The sequence below is a fragment of the Nocardia miyunensis NBRC 108239 genome, assembly GCF_001613065.1.
Classification (GTDB): domain Bacteria; phylum Actinomycetota; class Actinomycetes; order Mycobacteriales; family Mycobacteriaceae; genus Nocardia; species Nocardia miyunensis.
In genome coordinates this window covers 22,749-41,788 of the sequence record NZ_BDBQ01000117.1, presented here as the reverse complement: position 1 = coordinate 41,788, position 19,040 = coordinate 22,749, and the positions used below count along the sequence as shown (strand labels likewise).

Annotated in this window: 16 protein-coding genes; 8 read left to right on the top strand and 8 right to left on the bottom strand. The window is 63.4% G+C overall.

From position 1 onward, the window contains the following. Positions 1-35: 35 nt before the first annotated feature. The 7 genes from NM2_RS42025 to NM2_RS41995 all read right to left on the bottom strand — a co-directional run bounded on the left by NM2_RS42025 (position 36) and on the right by NM2_RS41995 (position 9,426). On the bottom strand, positions 36-1,187 hold the full coding sequence (locus tag NM2_RS42025) for an acyl-CoA dehydrogenase family protein (protein WP_040830948.1): 1,152 nt from the start codon (positions 1,185-1,187) through the stop codon (positions 36-38). After that, positions 1,174-2,973, bottom strand: coding sequence for an acyclic terpene utilization AtuA family protein (locus NM2_RS42020; protein WP_067682028.1), 1,800 nt, complete (start codon positions 2,971-2,973; stop codon positions 1,174-1,176). The genes NM2_RS42025 and NM2_RS42020 overlap by 14 nt, the downstream gene beginning before the upstream one ends. A gap of 14 nt (positions 2,974-2,987) precedes the next feature. Then, on the bottom strand, positions 2,988-3,788 hold the full coding sequence (locus NM2_RS42015; protein ID WP_067682025.1) for a TIGR03084 family metal-binding protein: 801 nt from the start codon (positions 3,786-3,788) through the stop codon (positions 2,988-2,990). Beyond that, a complete protein-coding gene (locus tag NM2_RS42010; protein ID WP_067682023.1) occupies positions 3,788-4,552 on the bottom strand; it encodes an enoyl-CoA hydratase/isomerase family protein in 765 nt (254 codons plus the stop codon). The genes NM2_RS42015 and NM2_RS42010 overlap by 1 nt, the downstream gene beginning before the upstream one ends. Next, positions 4,545-6,584: an ATP-binding protein gene (locus tag NM2_RS42005; protein WP_067682022.1), complete on the bottom strand. Its 2,040-nt coding sequence runs from the start codon at positions 6,582-6,584 to the stop codon at positions 4,545-4,547. The genes NM2_RS42010 and NM2_RS42005 overlap by 8 nt, the downstream gene beginning before the upstream one ends. 8 nt (positions 6,585-6,592) lie before the next feature. Then, positions 6,593-8,191 carry an acyl-CoA carboxylase subunit beta gene (locus NM2_RS42000; protein ID WP_040830944.1) on the bottom strand — a complete coding sequence of 533 codons (1,599 nt, stop codon included), beginning with the start codon at positions 8,189-8,191 and terminating at the stop codon, positions 6,593-6,595. Positions 8,192-8,373: 182 nt separating this feature from the next. Next, a complete protein-coding gene (locus NM2_RS41995; protein ID WP_084532099.1) occupies positions 8,374-9,426 on the bottom strand; it encodes an NAD(P)H-dependent flavin oxidoreductase in 1,053 nt (350 codons plus the stop codon). A 349-nt stretch (positions 9,427-9,775) separates the two neighbouring features. Here NM2_RS41995 and NM2_RS41990 point away from each other — a divergent pair, with 349 nt between their 5' ends. After that, positions 9,776-10,888, top strand: coding sequence for a LuxR C-terminal-related transcriptional regulator (locus NM2_RS41990; RefSeq protein WP_245718502.1), 1,113 nt, complete (start codon positions 9,776-9,778; stop codon positions 10,886-10,888). A 377-nt stretch (positions 10,889-11,265) separates the two neighbouring features. Continuing rightward, a complete protein-coding gene (locus NM2_RS41985; RefSeq protein ID WP_245718501.1) occupies positions 11,266-12,075 on the top strand; it encodes a helix-turn-helix transcriptional regulator in 810 nt (269 codons plus the stop codon). Between the two features lie 117 nt (positions 12,076-12,192). Here the strand turns inward: NM2_RS41985 and NM2_RS41980 are convergent, their stop codons facing one another. Further along, complete coding sequence (locus NM2_RS41980) at positions 12,193-13,503, bottom strand: C40 family peptidase (protein ID WP_245718500.1); 1,311 nt, start codon at positions 13,501-13,503, stop codon at positions 12,193-12,195. Positions 13,504-13,675: 172 nt separating this feature from the next. On the opposite strand from NM2_RS41980, the gene NM2_RS49860 reads away from it, so the two are divergent. The 6 genes from NM2_RS49860 to NM2_RS41955 all read left to right on the top strand — a co-directional run bounded on the left by NM2_RS49860 (position 13,676) and on the right by NM2_RS41955 (position 19,039). Then, entirely contained in the window at positions 13,676-13,825 is a 150-nt protein-coding gene (locus tag NM2_RS49860; RefSeq protein ID WP_157121772.1) for a hypothetical protein, read from the top strand. Between the two features lie 218 nt (positions 13,826-14,043). Further along, on the top strand, positions 14,044-14,829 hold the full coding sequence (locus NM2_RS41975) for an MlaE family ABC transporter permease (protein ID WP_067682010.1): 786 nt from the start codon (positions 14,044-14,046) through the stop codon (positions 14,827-14,829). A gap of 2 nt (positions 14,830-14,831) precedes the next feature. Continuing rightward, a complete protein-coding gene (locus tag NM2_RS41970; RefSeq protein ID WP_051194377.1) occupies positions 14,832-15,659 on the top strand; it encodes an MlaE family ABC transporter permease in 828 nt (275 codons plus the stop codon). A 7-nt stretch (positions 15,660-15,666) separates the two neighbouring features. Then, positions 15,667-16,866, top strand: coding sequence for an MCE family protein (locus NM2_RS41965; protein WP_067682005.1), 1,200 nt, complete (start codon positions 15,667-15,669; stop codon positions 16,864-16,866). Then, on the top strand, positions 16,863-17,882 hold the full coding sequence (locus NM2_RS41960) for an MCE family protein (RefSeq protein WP_067682002.1): 1,020 nt from the start codon (positions 16,863-16,865) through the stop codon (positions 17,880-17,882). Before NM2_RS41965 ends, NM2_RS41960 begins: the two co-directional genes overlap by 4 nt. Further along, complete coding sequence (locus NM2_RS41955) at positions 17,882-19,039, top strand: MCE family protein (RefSeq protein WP_067682040.1); 1,158 nt, start codon at positions 17,882-17,884, stop codon at positions 19,037-19,039. The genes NM2_RS41960 and NM2_RS41955 overlap by 1 nt, the downstream gene beginning before the upstream one ends. Position 19,040 lies beyond the last annotated feature (1 nt).

Genomic DNA, 19,040 nt, shown 5'->3' with positions numbered 1-19,040 from the left:
GCTGATCAGCGGTGTTCTCGGTCATACCATCTCGTTCAGTAGGATTTCGGAAGCCGAAGACTATGTTGGGCAACATAATTGAGGATCATCTCGCGGCTGACCGGCGCGATTCGGAGCAATCGTGCCAGTCCCCATTGCGGGAGTAGGCCGAACTCCGTACTGAGCCCATTCCCGCCATGGATCTGGATCGCCTGATCTACGCCGGCAGCCGCCGCCTCGGCCGCCGCGTATTTCGCGATGTTGGCCGCCTCACCCGCGGGCAGCCCGTTCTCGTACAGCCACGCTGCCTTCGCCGTCATCACGGCCGCGAGATCGATCTCGATCTTCGCTTTGGCCAGCGGATGTGAAATCCCTTGGTAACCGCCGATGGGTGACCCCCACACCGATCGAGTGCGTGCGTACGATGCGCCACGCTCGACAGCGAAGCGGCCGATGCCGATACATACCGCTGCTCCGGTGATTCGCTCTGGATTGAGGCCGTCGAAGACGTGCCGGAAGCCCTCGTTCTCGATGCCGATGAGGCTGTCGGCGGGTAGCCGGACATTGTCGAAGTGCAGGGTGAACTGTTTCTCCGGGACACTGATTCCGACCGGCAGGCGTTGTTCGACCAGACCCGCAGCGTCGGTCGGTACCAGGAACAGTGACATCCGTGCTGCGCCGGTGGATTCGTCACGTCCGGTGCGGGCGACGACGATCAGTGCGGCTGCTTCGTCGACGCCGGAAATGTAGTACTTGGTTCCGGTGAGAAGATAGTCGTCGCCCGATCGTCGTGCTGTCGTGGATATCCGATGGCTGTTGGATCCGGCGTCGGGCTCGGTGATCGCGAAGACGACCTTCGTACCGGAAGCCATGCGCGGCAACCACTCTCGTCGCTGCTCATCGGTGCCGTACTTTGCGAGCAACTCGCCGGAGATCGCGCTCGAGACCAGTAGTAGCAGTTGCGGGCACCCGTGTGCGGCGGTCTCTTCACACACCATCGCAAGTTCGGTCATGCCCGCGCCGCCACCGCCGTACTGTTGCGGCAGGTTGATTCCGATGAATCCGTGGTCGGCGAGGTCCTGCCAGAGTTCGGTGGTCGGTTGGTGTGCCACAGCACGTTCGGCGTAATAGGCAGGCCCGTACTTGTCGGTGATCGCACCGACTGATCGACGAAGTTCTTGGTGCTCGACCGATTCAGCGAAGTCCATCAGGGTCTCCCATGAGCTTGTCGGGTATGTCGGTATATGTCGCTCGCAGAAACTCGCCGAGCCCTTTCGCCTGCGGGTCGGTCCGGGTACACGATGCGACACCATCGCCCAGGAACCCGACGATGACGAAGTTCAGTGCGCGAAGGTTCGGGAACTCGTACCGGCGAACCTCGAAGCCCGCTGCATCGGAGACCAATTCGGTGAGCCGCTCGGTCGTCAGATGTGAGCGCAGCCAGTTCCATCGCTCAGCGGTATCCGTCCAGATGCCGACGTTCGCCTTGCCTCCCTTGTCGCCTGAGCGGGCCGCGACCACCGAACCGAGCGGACGCCTGGTTGTCGGGCCGAAATCAGCAGTGCCAGAGTTGTATTCGACACCACGGATGACCCCGCTGTATCGGTCGTCGGTCTGTGGGGCGTGCTCGATCGTTTCCCGATACCCATCCGTGTGCACCACGATCTGTTCGATCCCCGCCGCCGGCACCACGGTCGGCCAGTAGACGCCGAATTCGGATGCCGACGATGGAGGGGTTGTGGTGTGGAATCCGGCGTAGCCGCCGACAGCGAGTTCGAGAACCGCGTTGGAGAAGGCGCGGTCGACCTTCGACCTGTCGCGGTCCTTGACAGTGACCCGCAGGTGCGCGGTCGCCTCGCTCAGCCGCGCCGGTTCGGCGCGGTCGTAGCGCAGCAGTTGGACGTCGACGTCGTCGAAAGCCTCGCGCCCGCCGAGGATTTCGAACAGCTGCTCGGTGGCCCAGCGAGCTTTTTCCTCGATGTCGAGGCCGGTCAGCACCAACGTCATCGTGTTGCGGTACCCGCCGATGAAGTTCATCGCGACCTTCAGCGTCGATGGCGGGGGCGACCCGGTCGCACCGCTCACGCGGACCCGGTCTGTGCCGTCCTGGGTCAGCTGCAGTGTGTCGAAGTGCGCGACGACATCCGGGTTCAAATACACCGGTGAGTCGACCTCGTAGAGCAACTGAGCGGTAATGGTTCCGGGTGACACCGTCCCTCCGGTGCCATCGTGTTTGGTGATGACGAAGCTACCGTCGTGCGCGAGCTCCGCGATCGGCGAGCCCGGGTAGCGGCGGTCGGCGATCTCGTGGATCTGCGAGTAGTTGCCGCCGGTGGCCTGCGGCCCGCATTCGATGATATGACCGGCCGCCACCGCACCTGCCAATGCGTCGAAATCGGTGCGTTTCCAGTTGTGCCACCACGCTCCGACGCCCAGGACGAGAGCCGCATCGGTGACACGCGGGGTGATCACGATATCCGCGCCCCGGGCCAGCGCCGCCGCGATCCCCCAGCCTCCCAGGTAGACATTCGCCGAAATCGGCTGTGCGCCAGCCTGTTCCAGCGATATGTCCTTGTCGAGGTGGCGCAAGGGGTGACCAGCGGCTTGCAACTGTGAGAGACGATCGACGATATCGTCGCCCTCCACATGGGCGACCGCCAGATCGAGCCCTTCGGCTTGCACGATGGACCGGACCCGCGCCGCCAAGCCTGCCGGGGCGAGCCCGCCGGCGTTGACCACGATTTTGATGCCGCGGTCGGCACAGGTCCTGGCAACCTGTTCGAATTGGGTCACAAACGTTTTCGCATAACCGGTTTCGGGATCCTTCTGCTTCGCCTTCCAAAGGATCAGCATGGTCAGCTCGGCGAGATAGTCGCCGGTGACCACGTCGACCGGCCCGCCTTCGACCATTGCCCGGAAAGCGGCAAGCCGGTCTCCATAGAAGCCCGACGCATTGCCGATACGCACCGGCCGACGCGGAGTCGTCCTGTTCATTAGTCGAATTCCCTTCAGCAAGCGCCGGTTCGGCTAGGACGTCCGGTTCCCGGTGCCCCCGCGAATGCCTGGGCGATCGACATCCATACCCGCGCGACGGTACCTATGATGTTCAGCTTGGTGTCGTCAGGATGGCGGCGCTGGGTGACCACGAGTACGAAGTCCTCCGCAGGACCGGTCACGCGGTTTTCGGCATCGGCCGGTCCCCAGGTCCACACCCCATCCGATTCGGGCGCGTCCAGTTCCACGCGCACCGGTTCCGTCGGCACTTCGAGGTTGTTCAGGCGATGGGCGAACGCGAATGTGCTCACCCCGAGATGAGCGATGTTCCGCAGCCCCGGACTCAGTGGATGCTCGACGCCCAGCGCATCGTAGATGTCCTGACCGTGTGCCCAGGTCTCCATCAGCCGTGCGGTTGCCGAGGAAGCTGCGCTCATGTCCGGACCGAACCAGGGCAGACGCCGACGCGGATCCTCGGTGTCGAACGCGGTGAGCAGGCGACTGCGGGACTCGTCGAACCAGTTCAGCAGTTCGCGGGGGGACATATGGCGGTGCGCTTCGGCCACACGGTCGGGAAAGTCCGGACCGAGCGCCATCAGTCGGTCGGCCTCGACACGGAATCGGCCGGCGTCCGTGAGCGCCAGATGAGCGCAGTCGTCGAAGTAGGCGAGGTGTGACACCTGGTCGCGGATCGCCCAGCCGTCCGCGGGAGTCTTGGCATCCCAGGCGAGTTCGGCAGAACAGGATAGATAATCGACCAGCAGGTCGGTCTCATACTTCAGATCGCGCAGCAGCGCGGGATAGTCGAGAGCCATCATTTCCCCTGCCATCTTGGGGCGCGTTTCTCAGCGAAGGAAAGCATGCCCTCCTGTGCGTCCGCGCTGGAATACACTGGCGCCCATATCGTTTCGGCGCGATCGAAAGCCTCGCGCAACGGGTGTTCCGCGGTCAGCGCCATTGTCTGCTTGCCCGCCAGAACCGAGAGCGGCGCGTTCGCAGCAATCTGCTCGGCGAGTGCCTGCGCGCGAGCGTGGAGCCGGTCCGGTTCGGCCAATTGATTCACGAATCCGATCTCGTGAGCACGCTGCGCTGTCATCGGGGCGCCGGTCAACACGATCTCCATTGCGATCCGGCGGGGGATCATCAGTGGAAGTGGTGCTGCCCAGGGCGATCCACGCCCCACCTTCACCTCCGAAATGGCGAAGGTGGCAGTGGTGGAAGCGATACACAGGTCGCAGGTCTGCGCCAGCAGGAAGCCACCGGCGAACGCAGCACCGTTGACGGCCGCAATCGTGGGCTTGCGCACGTCGATATTGCGGCCGAACTGCGGGACATAATCGATCGGCGGAATCGTCAGTTTCTCGGTGGACATCTCTTTGAGATCGCCCCCGGCGCAGAACGCTCTGTCGCCGGCACCGGTGAGCACGAGCACCTTGGCCCGCTCGTCCGCGTTGAATTGGCCGATCGCCTCGAACAGTCCGTCGCGCACCGCTTTGCTGAGGCTGTTGCGGGCATGCGGCCGATTGATGGTCAGCCAGGCGACGCCGCGGTCGACGTTGTAGAGAACCGCGTCACTCATCGGCCTCACCGTCCTGCACGATCGCCAGCACTGCGCCGGAATCGACTTGAGCCGCCACCGCGACCGGGATCTTCACGACGATCCCGTCCGCGGGCGTGCGAATGGTGTGCTGCATCTTCATGGCCTCCAGCACCACGACCGCATCCCCGGCCGAAACCGACTGTCCCTCGGTCACTTCGACTCGCACGACCGTTCCGGGCATCGGTGCGAGCAGTGACCCGGCCTCCTGCATGTCGCTCGGGTCGGGGAAGCGCTCGACCTCTCGGAGTTCGGTAGCGCCCAGGGCGCTGTCGACGAAATGCGTTGCTCCGCTACGGGTGATGTGATACTGCCGCCTGATGCCGTCGATGACGATGTCGACGAATTCGGCTGTCGCCGTGTTCAGCTCGAGGCTGTCCGAACGCCGATCGCCGATTCGAGCAATGAGACCAGCACGGTCGAAGCGGTACTCGACGGTGATCACCTTGTCACCGCACTCGAAGGAAACCGATTGGGGTGCACTGGGAAGGGTGCGGAATCCCGACGGGAGCCGGGGCAGTACCGGCGAATTCGTGCGACGCCCCGCCTGCGCTGCCAAGGCGGCCACGAGGGCATGCGTGTGGCCGGCCGTCCCGTCGCTGCTGCGGCGTGCCATCAGATCGGCCGGATCGTGCCGGTCGAGATATCCGGTATCGATGGCGCCGGAGCGGAATTCCGGCTCGCGCAGTATGCCGATCAACAGATCGCGGTTGGTGGTCACCCCGTGGATGCGAGTCTCCTGCAGCGCCCGCGCGACCTGGTCGCACGCGGCATCGCGGTCGGCTCCGTAACCGATCACCTTGGCGAGCATCGGGTCGTAGAACGTGCTCACATGCGAGCCGGAGGCGAAACCGGAGTCGATGCGGACGCCCGGCAGTTCCGCGAATTCCAACGTGGTCAGCGTGCCCGATACCGGAATAAAGCCCGCCGCAACGTCTTCGGCGTACAGGCGGACCTCGACCGCGTGCCCCTGCGGCGCCGCGTCGAGCATTTCCTCGGGTAGTGGTGCGCCCGAGGCGACCAGCAATTGTCCGCGAACCAGATCGACGCCGGTGACGAGTTCGGTGACGGGGTGCTCGACCTGGAGGCGGGTGTTGACCTCGAGGAAGTAGAACGAACCATCCTGTGCCATCACGAATTCCACCGTGCCGGCGCCCTCATAGGACAGGGCCTTGCCGGCGGCGACCGCGGCTCTGCCGAGCTCGTCGCGCAGCGCGTCGTCGACTGCGGTAGAGGGAGACTCCTCGACGATCTTCTGGTATCGCCGTTGGATCGAGCATTCGCGTTCGCCGAGATGGACGACGGTTCCGTAGCTGTCGCCGAAGATCTGCACCTCGATGTGCCTCGGTGACTCCACGAACTTCTCCAGGAATACCGTGCCGTTCCCGAATGCCGATGCCGCTTCCCGCCGGGCACTGCGGACGGCATCGATCAGCTCGCTCTGGTCGGACACGATGCGCATACCGCGCCCACCGCCGCCGAATGCCGCCTTCACGAGAATCGGAAAGCCGATCTGTTCCGCTGCTGAACGCAGCCGATCGGGGTCCTCGTCGGACTCGCTTTCGACGGTGGCCCCCGGCAACACCGGTACTCCCGCGGCCGACATCATGCGTTTCGCCTCGATCTTCGATCCCATCGCGGCAATAGCCTCCGGGCTGGGGCCGACGAAGATCACACCCGCCGTCGCGCAGTCGCGGGCGAATTGCTCGTTTTCGGAAAGGAATCCGTAGCCGGGATGGACCGCTGTAGCGCCGGTGCGCCGGGCCGCATCCAGAACGAGGTCCGCGCGTAGGTATGTTTCGGCGGGCGTGGTGCCGGGCAGGTGAACCGACTCGTCGGCTTGCAGGACGTACGGCCCGTCGCGGTCGGCGTCGGAATACAGCGCTACAGTCGCGATATCCATCTGCCGCGCGGTGCGGATGATCCGGGACGCGATCTCGCCGCGATTGGCGATGAGCAGTTTGGTGATCACAGGTCGCTGGGATTTCGCAGGCAGTTCTGTCGTGGAGGGCATCGGATTTCTCACATCCTGAAGACGCCGAAGCCGCGCCGACCGGCGACCTTGGCGGAATGGGCTGCGGACAGGGACATGCCGAGCACGGCACGGGTGTCGCGCGGGTCGATCACGCCGTCGTCGTAGAGGCGCGCGGAAATGAAGAACGGGTGGGATTCGTCCTCGATCTGCTGCTCGATCGCGGCGGTGCGCTTCGCGTCGGCCTCGAGATCGAACTCCCGTCCCGCCGAGGCGGCGGCGGCCTTGCCGACGATGGAGAGCACACCGGCGAGCTGTTGAGCGCCCATGACGGCGAGCCGGGCATTGGCCCAGGTGAACATGAAGCGGGGGTCGTATGCGCGACCGGACATTCCGTAGTTTCCGGCACCGAAGGATCCCCCCATATTGATGCTGATATGCGGCACGTCGCTGTTGGTGACCGCGTTGATCATCTTGGCGCCGTCCTTGATGATCCCGCCCTGCTCGTACTCGGTCCCCACCATGAACCCGGTGACGTTGTGCAGGAAGATCAGCGGGGTATCGGTCTGGTTGGCCAGAAGGATGAATTCCGTTGCCTTCTTGGCTTCTTCACTGAACAGCACGCCGCGGGTATTGGCGAGGATGCCGACCGGGAATCCATGAATCGAGGCCCACCCGGTCGCGATGCTGGTGCCCCAGCGAGGCTTGTACTCGGAGAAGCGGGACCCATCGACGATGCGGGCTATGACCTCTCGGGGGTCGAAGGGGATACGTGGATTGCCGGACGCGATTCCGAGTAGCTCCTCTGCGTCATAGCACGGTTCGTCGGCCGGCTGTGTCGGTCCGGGACCGAGTTTGCGCCAGTTGAGGTGGGCGACGATGTCGCGTCCGATGCGGAGGGCGTCGGTCTCGTCGACGGCGAAGTAGTCGGCCAGACCCGAGATCCGCGAATGCATGTCCGCGCCGCCGAGTTCCTCGTCGTCGGCGTCCTCGCCGGTGGCCATCTTCACCAGCGGCGGGCCGCCGAGAAAGACCTTTGCCGCGTTGTCGACCAATACCGCGTAGTCACACATACCCGGTACGTAGGCGCCACCCGCGGTCGAGTTGCCGAATACCAGGGCGATGGTAGGGATGCCCATAGCGGACATCTCGGTCAGCTCGTGAAAGATCCGGCCCGCGTGGACGAACAACTCCGCCTGGGTCGGCAGATCGGCACCGCCGGACTCTACGAGATATACGACCGGCAGCCTGTTGATGCGGGCAATCTCCAACGCACGCAGGTTCTTTCGCAGTGTGTAGGGGTTCATTGTGCCGCCGCGAACCGTGGGGTCGTGCGCGATGATCATGCACTCGACACCCGAGACCACGCCGAGACCTGTGACGATCGCGGCGCCGACGTTGAACTCGGTGCCCCAGGCCGCCAAGGCCGACAACTCCAGGAACGGGCCATCACGATCGATGAGTAGTTCGATTCGCTCCCGGACCAGCAGTTTGCCGCGATCATGGTGACGTGTGGCGTAGCGCTCGCCGCCACCGGCGGCGACCAGCGCCAGTTGCTCGTTCAGGGCGGCCACGGCCGCCGACTGAGCTTGGTGATTCTCCAGATACGTCGACGACGCTGTGTCGACCTCGGATTTGAGTACGGGCATCCGTACGCCTTTCGATTCGAATGTCGCGATCACTGCCGGCGAGCGAGTACGACGTACCAGCGAGTTAGTGAATGGTCATACACTATCGCATGGATAGTTATCGCGGAAGTGTGGGCTTGTTGCGGTTCAAGCGGCATGGCGAGGCCTGAAAACCCATCAACTTCGGCCTCTCTAGTGATTTGCTAGTAACTATCTGGTCTGTTGAGGTCGACAGTGCCGGCGGCGGAGCTGGTCACTCGCCCTTGATTGCCCGGGGTGGTGGCGGGTCGGTAGGTGTCGATCCGGGCCTCGGGGCGGGATTCTGTGAGCGTCGGCAGCAACTTGTCGCGCGCACGTTCGTATTGTTCTGTGATGGCCTGGACCAGTTCGGCCACCGTGGTGACTGCACCGACCCCCGCTACACTGTGCCCCGCGCTCCAGGCGGCGCGGTTGCGCAACAACCGGTCCTGTTCGAATCCGCTCGAGCTTTCCTGGTTGGCGGCGGACTGGTCGTCGCGGGCCAGCCAGCTCGCCAGCAGATTGGCCGGGATGCCGCCGACCCGGGTGGACAGTATGACGTCATCGAGGGTCGATTCGATCAGCGCGGTTCGGTACTCGTCCGTGGCAAGGCTTTCCGATGTGGCGATGAATCGAGTCCCCAGATAGACGAGGTCGACGCCCAATACCTGTGCGGCGAGTATCGAGGTGCCGTCGGTGATACCCCCGGCCAGCACGATCGGGCCGTCGTAGCGGGCTCGGACGGCGCGTGCGAACGCAAATGGATTGGCCCAGCCGGTCTGGCCGCCTGCGCCGGCGGTGAGTAGCACGAGGCCGTCGGCCCCGGCCTCGATGGCACGTTGTGCGTGCGCCATGCTCGAGACATCCGCGAATACCCGGCAGCCGATGGCATGCAAGGGGGCGATGACCGGTTTCGGCGACCCCACGCTGGTGATCACGAGTTCGACTCCGTGCCGGACCAGGCAGTCGAGGTCTGCCTGAAGGCGGGTATTCGTCCGGTGTACCACCAGATTCGGAGCGACGGGAGCCGTCGGGCCGTCGTGGTCGATGAGGGCCGCGAAGATCTGCCGGAGCCAGGTGTCCAGTTTTTCCGTGGTGGCGGCGTTATGTGTGGGGAAGGAGCCGACCACGCCGCTGCGACATGCGGCGATCACGAGCTCGGGTCCCGACACGCTCGTCATGGGCGCGGCGATGGCGGGAACGGTCAGTCGATTCGCGAGGGCTTCAGGCAATGCCATGCCGCTAGTAAATCATGAATCACTACCGTGGTGACGGCATGTTTCGTGTCGCACCGTTCAGGATCGCGGAGCAGCTCTGAAGGTGTATTCGTGCGATGTATACCTATAGATCGGACTTGACACGGTGACCTACATCACCGACCATGTAGCCGTAAGTAAATCTCGCAACACATCGTTAACGTGAGCGCGAGGTGCGGCACCCCGGGAGTTGGGCCAAGGGCGCGACGAGGCACCCGGAACGCTGGCTGCGTGGATTCCGGTCGGCGTCAGAGAAGTTCGAGGAACTATGACGGCACCGGTAGCAGCACCCCAACATACTTTCGCCGCACTGGTGTCCCGGATAGTGGAGTTGAACGCTCAGGTCAGCGAGCTGGCCGAACACGCCGGCGGCGATGGCGCGAACCGGCCCTACCTCCAGTTGCTGGGGGTGACACTGGAGCGCACAAAGCGACGACTTGCCTGTGTACGTGGGCGTCCGGCCGATACAACGGATCTGGCTGAGCTGTTGACCGATGTCAGCGCGGTGCAGTCGACGCTGCGCAAGCACACGCTCACACAGCCCAGCTTCGCACCGGGACGGATTTTCGACGCGTTGGCGCGGTTGAGTAGAAAGACTACCGCCGCCGAGGTGTTCGAAGCTGCCGCTGCCGAGCTGTGCGCGGCTGCGGGATTCGACCGGGCGATGGTCTCGACTGTGCGTGGTTCCATCTGGGCGCCGTGGTTACTCTTCCTCTCCGACGGTAACGACAGCGGCTTCAATCGTGAGCTCACCGACTACATAGCCGACCTGCAGATTGCCTTGGCCTCGCCGATGGTGGAGGCGGAAATCGTGCGGCGGCGGCTGCCTGCCCTCGTCTCGGACGCACAGAATGAGCCGCGGACTTTTCGGCCGCTGATGGAGGCATCCAACACCCGCGAATACGTGGTGGCGCCCCTTATCGTCGGTGGGTCGGTGTTCGGGTTGCTGCACGCCGACACCTATCTGTCGCGGCGCCCGCTCACCACAGCCGATCGGGACAGTTTGCGCACGTTCGCCGAGGGGGTCGGTGTGATCTACGAGCGCATGGTGCTCGAATCACGCCTGACGCGCCAGCGCGAACAGCTTTCGGAGGCTTTCCGATCCGTCGAGCAAGTTCTGGAAGCGCCCGTGCGGATCGCAGTCCGATTTCCGGACCCGATGGTCCGGACAGCTGTCGCTGTCGAAGCGGACGGATTCTCCCCGGCGGAAGTCACCGCCCGAACCGAGCCAGGCGGTTTGGCGAGACTGACCGCGCGTGAACGTGAGGTACTGAAGCTACTGGCGAGTGGCGTGACCAACGCCCAGGTGGCAGACCTGCTCACGGTTGCTGAGTGCACAGTGAAATCCCATGTCAAGCACATCCTGCACAAGCTCGGTGCTCCCAATCGTGCCAGTGCCATCGCGCAATACATCCGGGCCACGAACTCTGAACGGCGGGTGTGACAATGCCTGTAGCAATGGCCAGTGATTGCACCGGCACCAGCCCGACCGGCCGCGTTCGCCTGGGATGGCGTCGACGAGAGAATGAACTTGTAGCCCGGCTCGCAGTGCTGCGGGACGCGGTCTTCGAGGCGGTCGGTGGTGCCGCCCCTCTCCCACAGATGGAATGGGACGGCCCGTGGCGTTCGGCGGAGGTGGTCTCAAATCTCGTCCACTTCTGCATTGCGCGATTGCGCAATGTCCGCAGCACCGATAGTACGGCTGCCGAGACGTTGTGCGGACTGATTCTCGAGCTGCAGCAACTGGCAATGGACCTTTACCTCCACGACACTGGTCAACGCAGTCAGCGGCTGGCGGAGTGTGCCGCGGGACTGAGTCGGTTGCGAAGTATTCGCGACACCACGGCGTTGCTCGACGTAGCCTGCGAGGAGGTCGTGCTGCGGTGCGGTTTCCAGCGGGTCGTTCTGTCCCGGGTCGAGGGCCGCTCATGGCGTCCGTCGATGGCGCATTTCGCAGGCGAGCGCCAATCTGAATCGTGGTTCGTGGACTGGATCAACCAGAGCATTCCGCTCGATTCCCGTGCGCCAGAGGCACAGTTGCTCGCCAAACGGCGTCCGTCGTTGGTGTACGACACATCCAACGCCGCGGTGTACAAGCCGATCATCGTCGATGCCGGGCGGTCCCGGTCGTATGTGGTGGCACCGATCGTCCATGCTGACGACGTGGTCGGATTCGTCCATGCCGACCACCATCCGCTGACTCGCCGCGCCGATGAGGGGGACCGGGATGTGTTGTGGGCCTTCACCGATGGCTTCAGCCACATCTACGAACGCACGGTGTTACTGGAGCGGCTACGCGACCAGCGTGACCAGGTGCGGGACTTGGTCGTTTCAGCGGTGAATCGTATGGACGACCTGTGTGAATCCGATATCGCCATGGTCCGTGCGGCCGATTCTGACGATCACGAAAACCCGACTCCGTCGAAGTCCGTCTACGGAACGACCGGTAGTCTCACCGAACGGGAAGCGGACGTCTTCCGCCTGATGGTTGCGGGCGCTACCAATCGTGCCATCGCCGAGCAGTTGGTCATCACCGAGGGCACTGTGAAATCGCACGTCAAACATATTCTCCGGAAATTCGGTGCGGCAAACCGGGCACAGGCGATCGCCTGGTCGCTGCTGGGCGAATAGTGCTGCGGCTTCGCCTCTTTCGCGTGTGACCGGCGATCTGCGTGGTCGGACTCCTTCCATTCGATATGTGATGGCGGCTTCCCCGGGTGAATTCCGGGGGAGCCGCCACGTTCGTACTCAGTTGATCCGGCGGGCGTGCATGCCGGGCATGACGGGGCTGATCCGGACAGAGTCGCCGGGCTGCGGGGCCTGGATCATGCGGTTGTTACCGAGATAGATGGCAACGTGGCCCGGGCCGTCGGGACCCCAGTTGCCGAACAACAGATCACCCGGTGCTGCGTCCGGCAGGGGGACCTCGGTGCCGACGTGCCATTGGCCTTGTGAGGTACGGGGCAGGGTGATGGTTCCGCCGCTGGCGGTGTGCACGGCATAGGACGTGAGTCCGGAGCAATCGAATCCGCCCATGGACGGCCCATTGCTGCCCCCGCCGCCCCAGACATACGGAATACCGAGGTATTTCATCGCGTCGGCGACAATGCGTGTGCCGATGTCGGTGGCTGGGCGGAGCAGATCGGATGCCTGCTGGAGCCAGTCGTAGTCCTTCTCGGTCGCCCGGATGCGGGCGACGTAGGGTTTGGTTTGGTTTTCGTAATCGGCGCTGCCGGACGGCATCCCGTGTGAGCGCAGAACAGCTGCGGCGCCGGCATTGTAGGCGGCGAGGGTGAGGTCCAGCGTGTCGCCGGTAACCAGCCCCTTGGCCTTCCACGACTGTATCCGCCGGTAGTCGTCGCACAACAGGTGTCCCGACGCCATGACCGAGTCGCCGACATCGAAGACATCGGCGCGACCGGTGCCGTGAACGTCCTTTCCATAAACAGCCCAGGTGCCAGGCATGAACTGTCCGGGCCCGAGCGCGCCGGCCGGTGATACGGGTGCGTCGGGCCCGTAGTGGAATCCGTTCTCGGCTGCGTAGAGAGCCGCCAGAGTGGGCGCTGTAACACCGGAACACAGCGTCCCGGCCTGCTGGAACCACGGCACGAATGCTGCGATTCGCCCGCTGGTCATCGCCGGCGGCGCCGCTGCGGCATCGGGTACCTGGATGACAATCGAACGAGTCGGACCGACTGTGCCCTGGCTGTCGGGAAACTGGCCCGCAGGCACGATGCGGGTCGCCGGCGGCTGACGGTGGCTTTCGGCGGGATCTGTCCGGGTCCGGACCGGCTCGTGATTCGTATCGGATTGCGCTCGAAGCGCATTCGGTGCCGACATCATCGCTGCGATGTGATCGGAGGCTCCTTGAATGCCATTGCGGGCGGCCTGTTGCGCCGGCTCGGGCAACTGTGCGACCGCGTGGTCGAGTCGGGCACTGAGCGATGTGGCGGCTTTGCCACCAGATTCGACTGCTACCTGCGCGGATGCCTTGGCGCCGCTGGGAAGGTTGGCGTTGTCGATCGCACCCGTCGCGTTAATCACGATGGTGGCGATCACGGAAATCGGATCCGACATCGCGGCTCACCCTTCTGGATCGGTTTACTCGGAGTTCGGCAGAGACTGTGCTACCTGCAACCCATCCTGATCAGTGCTCGTCGTCGCCGAATCCTCCTCCGATAGGCGATACGCCCTCCTATAGGGGGGGAGTGATGGGCAGGAAGCGGGCAAAATGATCGATCGATCGTTATTCCTGTGCCGAATCGGCATGATGTTCGCCGGAAAACTCGACGTCAGCGCCCTGGCCCGAGGTGATCGGGGTGCGGGAATCTCCCCCGATCGGATAGTGGGCTTCCCCCCGGGGGATATCGCCCGCAGGTGATTCGCGTCATATGTTTAGGACGTTCTCGATGACGTGAGTGTTATCCGGCCCCAGTTCGGAGGTTGCGCGAATAACCGCACACACCGTACATCCGGGAGCTGAGTCACCCCATTTCGACAGCGGATCCACCGAACTCGGGACTGCCGCTGTCCACAGTGATGAGGAGGAAGTCGATGACCGGTTCGCCGGATACCGGCTCGGCCACACCGAAATCGGTGATGCACCGGACAGCGAGAGTGTCGAAACTGGTCGATCCTGCTCTGCGGCCGGTCGGCGCATTCTTCGAAATGTGTGCCGCGACATTTCGTGCCATGGTGAAGGCGCCGTTTCAATGGCGGGAATTCGTGCTGCAGTCCTGGTTCATCGTTCGAGTATCGATGGTACCCACACTGATGGTCGCGGTGCCGTTCACCGTCCTGGTGGTATTTACCCTGAATGTCCTTCTGGTGGAATTCGGCGCGGCAGATCTGTCCGGCGCCGGCGCCGCGCTCGGCGCGGTTACCCAGATCGGGCCGCTGGTGACGGTTCTCGTGGTGGCCGGCGCGGGCGCGACTGCGATCTGCGCCGATCTCGGGGCGCGCACCATCCGCGAGGAAATCGATGCGATGCGGGTACTCGGCATCGATCCGATTCACCGGCTGGTCGTGCCACGTGTTCTGGCCTCCACGATGATCGCCCTGCTGTTGAACGGCTTGGTCATCACCATCGGAATAGTCGGCGGATTCATTTTCTCAGTCTTTTTTCAGAACGTTACACCCGGTGCTTACGTGTCCTCGTTGACTTTTGTCACCGGAACGCCCGAGGTTGTCATATCCGAATCTAAAGGTTGCATTTTCGGGCTGATAGCGGGATTGGTCGCGTGCTATCGCGGACTCACCGTCAAGGGTGGCGCGAAGAGTGTCGGAGACGCGGTGAACGAAACCGTGGTGTATGCCTTCATGGCGCTATTCGCCGTGAATGTCATCGCCACAGCTGTCGGCGTCAAGTACGGAACGGGAAAGTAGTCATGGCTACAATATCGACATTGGTCGTCGCCCCGCGCAGGACATTGGAGTCTCTGGGCGATCAGGCGTTGTTCTACTGGAAGACCGTACGCTACTCGCCGCATGCGTTGCGCTCGTACAATCGAGAAACGATGCGCCTGATCGCCGAGATCGGCATGGGCACCGGAACGCTCGCCGTTATCGGGGGCACTATCGTGATCGTCGGGTTCATGACCTTCGCGGGCGGCACCCTCGCGGCGATTCAGGGCTTCAATTCGCTGGGAAACATCGGCGTCGATGCGCTCACCGGATTCTTCGCGGCATTCTGCAATGTTCGAATCATGGCGCCCATCACAGCGGGTATCGCATTGTCGGCGACGATCGGCGCGGGGTCGACCGCGCAGTTGGGGGCGATGCGGATCAGCGAGGAGGTCGACGCGCTGGAGGTCGCCGGGATTCGATCGATGTCGTATCTGGTGTCGACACGGGTGATCGCAGGCGTGGTCGCGATCGTGCCCATCTACTCGGTTGCTGTCATCATGTCTTTTCTTGCCGCCCGGGTGATCACGGTCGATGTCTACGGACAACCTTCCGGAATCTACGACCACTACTTCTTTACTTTCCTGCGTCCGAGCGACCTGTTGTGGTCTTTTCTGCAGGCATTGCTGATGGCGTTGGTGGTGATGTTGATCCATTGCTATTTCGGATATGGGGCCGCGGGCGGTCCGGCGGGGGTCGGAGAGGCAGTCGGACGTGCTGTTCGCACCTCGCTGGCTGTGGTGGTGATGGTTGTCCTGTTCGCCTCACTGGCCATATACGGCGTCTCCGGAAAATTCGACCTCGCGGGATAGGCACGATATGAGTACAGGTAGGAAGAACCACTATAAGAAGCCACCTCTGATCAGAGCCGGGCTGGCGCTGACTGCGATCTTGGTGGCAGCAATCCTGTTCTGCACGTTGTCGTTTCACGGCGACCTGACGCGCACGGTACCGATCACTGTGGTTTCCGACCGGTCGGGCCTGGTGATGGACGACGGCGCAAAGGTCAAACTGAACGGTGTCGTGATCGGGCACGTACGCAGCGTGTCCCAGACCGACGGGCGAGCGCGGCTGAATCTCGACATCGATGCGCCACGGTTCGCGTTACTGTCCGCCGACACCACTGCCCAGATCAAGGCGACCACCGCCTTCGGGTCGAAATACGTTGCGCTACAGACCGCATCGAGTCAAGGGCGCCCGTTGGCGGCGGGCGCGCAGGTGCTCTCGACCAATGTGACGACCGAGGTGAACACGGTCTTTGAGAACCTCGAATCGGTAATGCAGCACGTGGACCCCGCGAAGCTGAACTCCGCGTTGTCCGCCGTCTCCGACGGGATGCGTGGCCGTGGACAGCAACTCGGTGACACGCTGGCGAAAACGGACGCAACCCTGGCTCGTTTGCATCCGGCGATGCCGCAGCTGCAGCGTGACCTGCACGATGCCGCAACCGTCACCAACATGTACGCCGATGTCGCACCGCAGCTTCTGGATATGCTCGGCTACGCCTCGACCACCGCGGAATCAGTTGTCACGCAACAGTCCGAGCTGGTATCGGTCCTGCAAGCGGCAGTCACCTTCGGCAATCAAGGCGCTGGGCTGACCAACGACCTCGAACACGGGCTGGTCGATTCGATGCGGCTGCTGGTTCCGACCGCGGGACTGCTCGCGAAATACAGTCCAGAGCTGACCTGCCTACTTCACCAGAGCGTGAATACCCGTAACGCCCAGCTGAAGTCGTTCGGCGGCAATACCGGGTATTCCGCCGACCTCGACATCGGCTTTCTCGGCGGGGCGGACCCGTACCGGTACCCCGACAATCTTCCCAAGGTGGCGGCCAAGGGCGGGCCCGGCGGCAAGCCCGGCTGCTATCCGCTGATCACCCGCCAGATGTATCCGGCGCCGGTGCTCGTCACCGACACAGGCGCGAACATCGTCGATTCGACGGCTCCGCGTATCGGTTCGCCGTACTTCGTGGACTACCTGTTCGGAAATATCCTGGGAGGGCCGGCGCACCGATGAAGATATCCGGAACCATCCTCAAGCTGTCGATATTCGCGGTGGTCATGGTGTTCTTCACCACAGCGGTGATCATCGTGTTCTCCCAGATGCGCTTCGGGTCCGAGCGGATGTACCGAGCCGAGTTCAGCGACGCGTCCGGACTGAAATCGGCGGAGTTCGTGCGGGTCGCCGGTGTGGAAGTCGGCAAGGTGAAGTCGGTGCACGTCATCGGGAACGGCACGGCCCTGGTCGAATTCGGGCTCACCCACGATGTGCCGATCACCGAGTCGACCAAACTGGCGGTGCGCTACGAGAATCTGGTCGGCCAGCACTATCTCGAACTGCTCGACAGTCCGGGCTCGACGACCCCGCAGCCCACACAGGCCACCATTCCGGTGAGCCGAACGGTGCCGGCGTTGGATCTGGATGCGCTGATCAACGGCTTTCGCCCGTTGTTCAAGGCATTGCAGCTCGACCAGGTCAACCGGCTCTCGAACTCCCTGGTGGCGGTCCTGCAGGGACAGGGGGGCACGATCTCCGACCTGCTGCGCCAGGCTGGACAGCTGACCTCGACGCTGGCCGATCGGGATCAGCTGATCGGGTCGGTGATCAAGAACCTGAATACCGTGCTGGGCACGGTCGACAAGCGAAATGCCGAATTCGACCAGGGGATCGACAAATTGCAGCAGCTCATCAGCGGGCTCGCGGCGCAATCCGATCCCATCGGCGATGCGCTGGTTCATGTGAACAACGCGTCGCGGTCGGTGGCGGATCTGCTGACGAATACGCGGCCCACCATCAAATCCGACATCACCGAGATGGGCCGGCTCGCGGGAACGATCAACGGCGGCAAGGACTACGCCGACTGGGCCCTGCACAGTCTGCCCGACGCCTACAACCGGCTTTCCCGGCTGGGCCTGTACGGCGACTTCTTCACCTTCTACCTCTGTGACGTGCAGATCAAGGTCAACGGTCCCGACGGCAATCCGGTCTACATCCCGATCATCGGGCAGCGGGCAGGAAGGTGCACACCCTGATGACAAGCCAGAAGAGCAACCACAAGAAGACCCACACCGTCCGCACCGGACTGATCGGGATCCTCGTCGTCATCGCACTCGTGGTGGTCGCGGTGGGCTTCGACACCATCAGTTCCTGGTTCGGCTCGTCGACGACATATTCCGCATACTTCGGCGACACCGGTGGAATCGTGTTGGGAGACAAGGTCTTTCTCGCCGGGGTCCAGGTCGGGACGGTGAAGAACATCGATATCGACGGCGACAAGGTCCTGATGAAATTCGACGTCGACGGGCCAGCACTGGGCAATGACACCCAGGTCGCCATCAAGACGCTGACCGTCCTGGGACGCAAATCCCTGCAGATCACTTCCCGCGGGAACAGCAAACAGCCGGCGGACCGCCCGATACCGATCGAGCGGACTCGCACTCCCTACCTGCTCACCGATGCCCTCGGCGACCTGACCACGACGGTCAGCAACCTGGACCTGGGCCAGGTCACCGATGCACTGGGTACGCTCAGCCGCACCCTGGACCAGACCGCTCCCAATCTCGGTGCCGCACTGGATGGTGTTGGGCGCCTGTCGAATTCGGTGGCTTCGCGCGACAAGATGGTGCAGGACCTGTTTCACAACGCCGAGTCGCTCACCAAGGTGCTCGGCGGGCGCAGCGACCAGATCAACAAACTACTTCTCGACAGCAATACCCTCTTCGAAGCGTTGAATCAGCGCCGCCAGGCGATCCAGACCCTTCTGACGAATCTGTCGTCGGTGACGTCGAATATCGCCGCGCTGATCGACGACAACCAGCAGCAACTGCGGCCCGTGCTGCAGCAGCTCAACAGCGTCACCGATCTGCTGAACCGGCGCAAGGACGATCTGGCCAAGGCCATTCTTCCGGCCAGCCAGTACATCACCTCGCTCGGGGAGTCGGTTGCGTCGGGCCCGTTCTTCAAGGCGTACATCATGAATCTGCTCCCGGGACAGTACCTACAGCCCTTCATCGACGCCGCGTTCAAGAATGCGGGGCTCGATCCGAGGCCGCTGAACGCGCCACAGGCCGCGCCCGCCCCCGCCTCGAGCGCGGCTCAGACGCCGGCTCGTGTCCCGAGCCCGGCGCCCGCGCTGCCCGGATTGCCTTCGCTGCCAGGACTGCCGCCGCTGCCCGGATTGGGGGGATGAC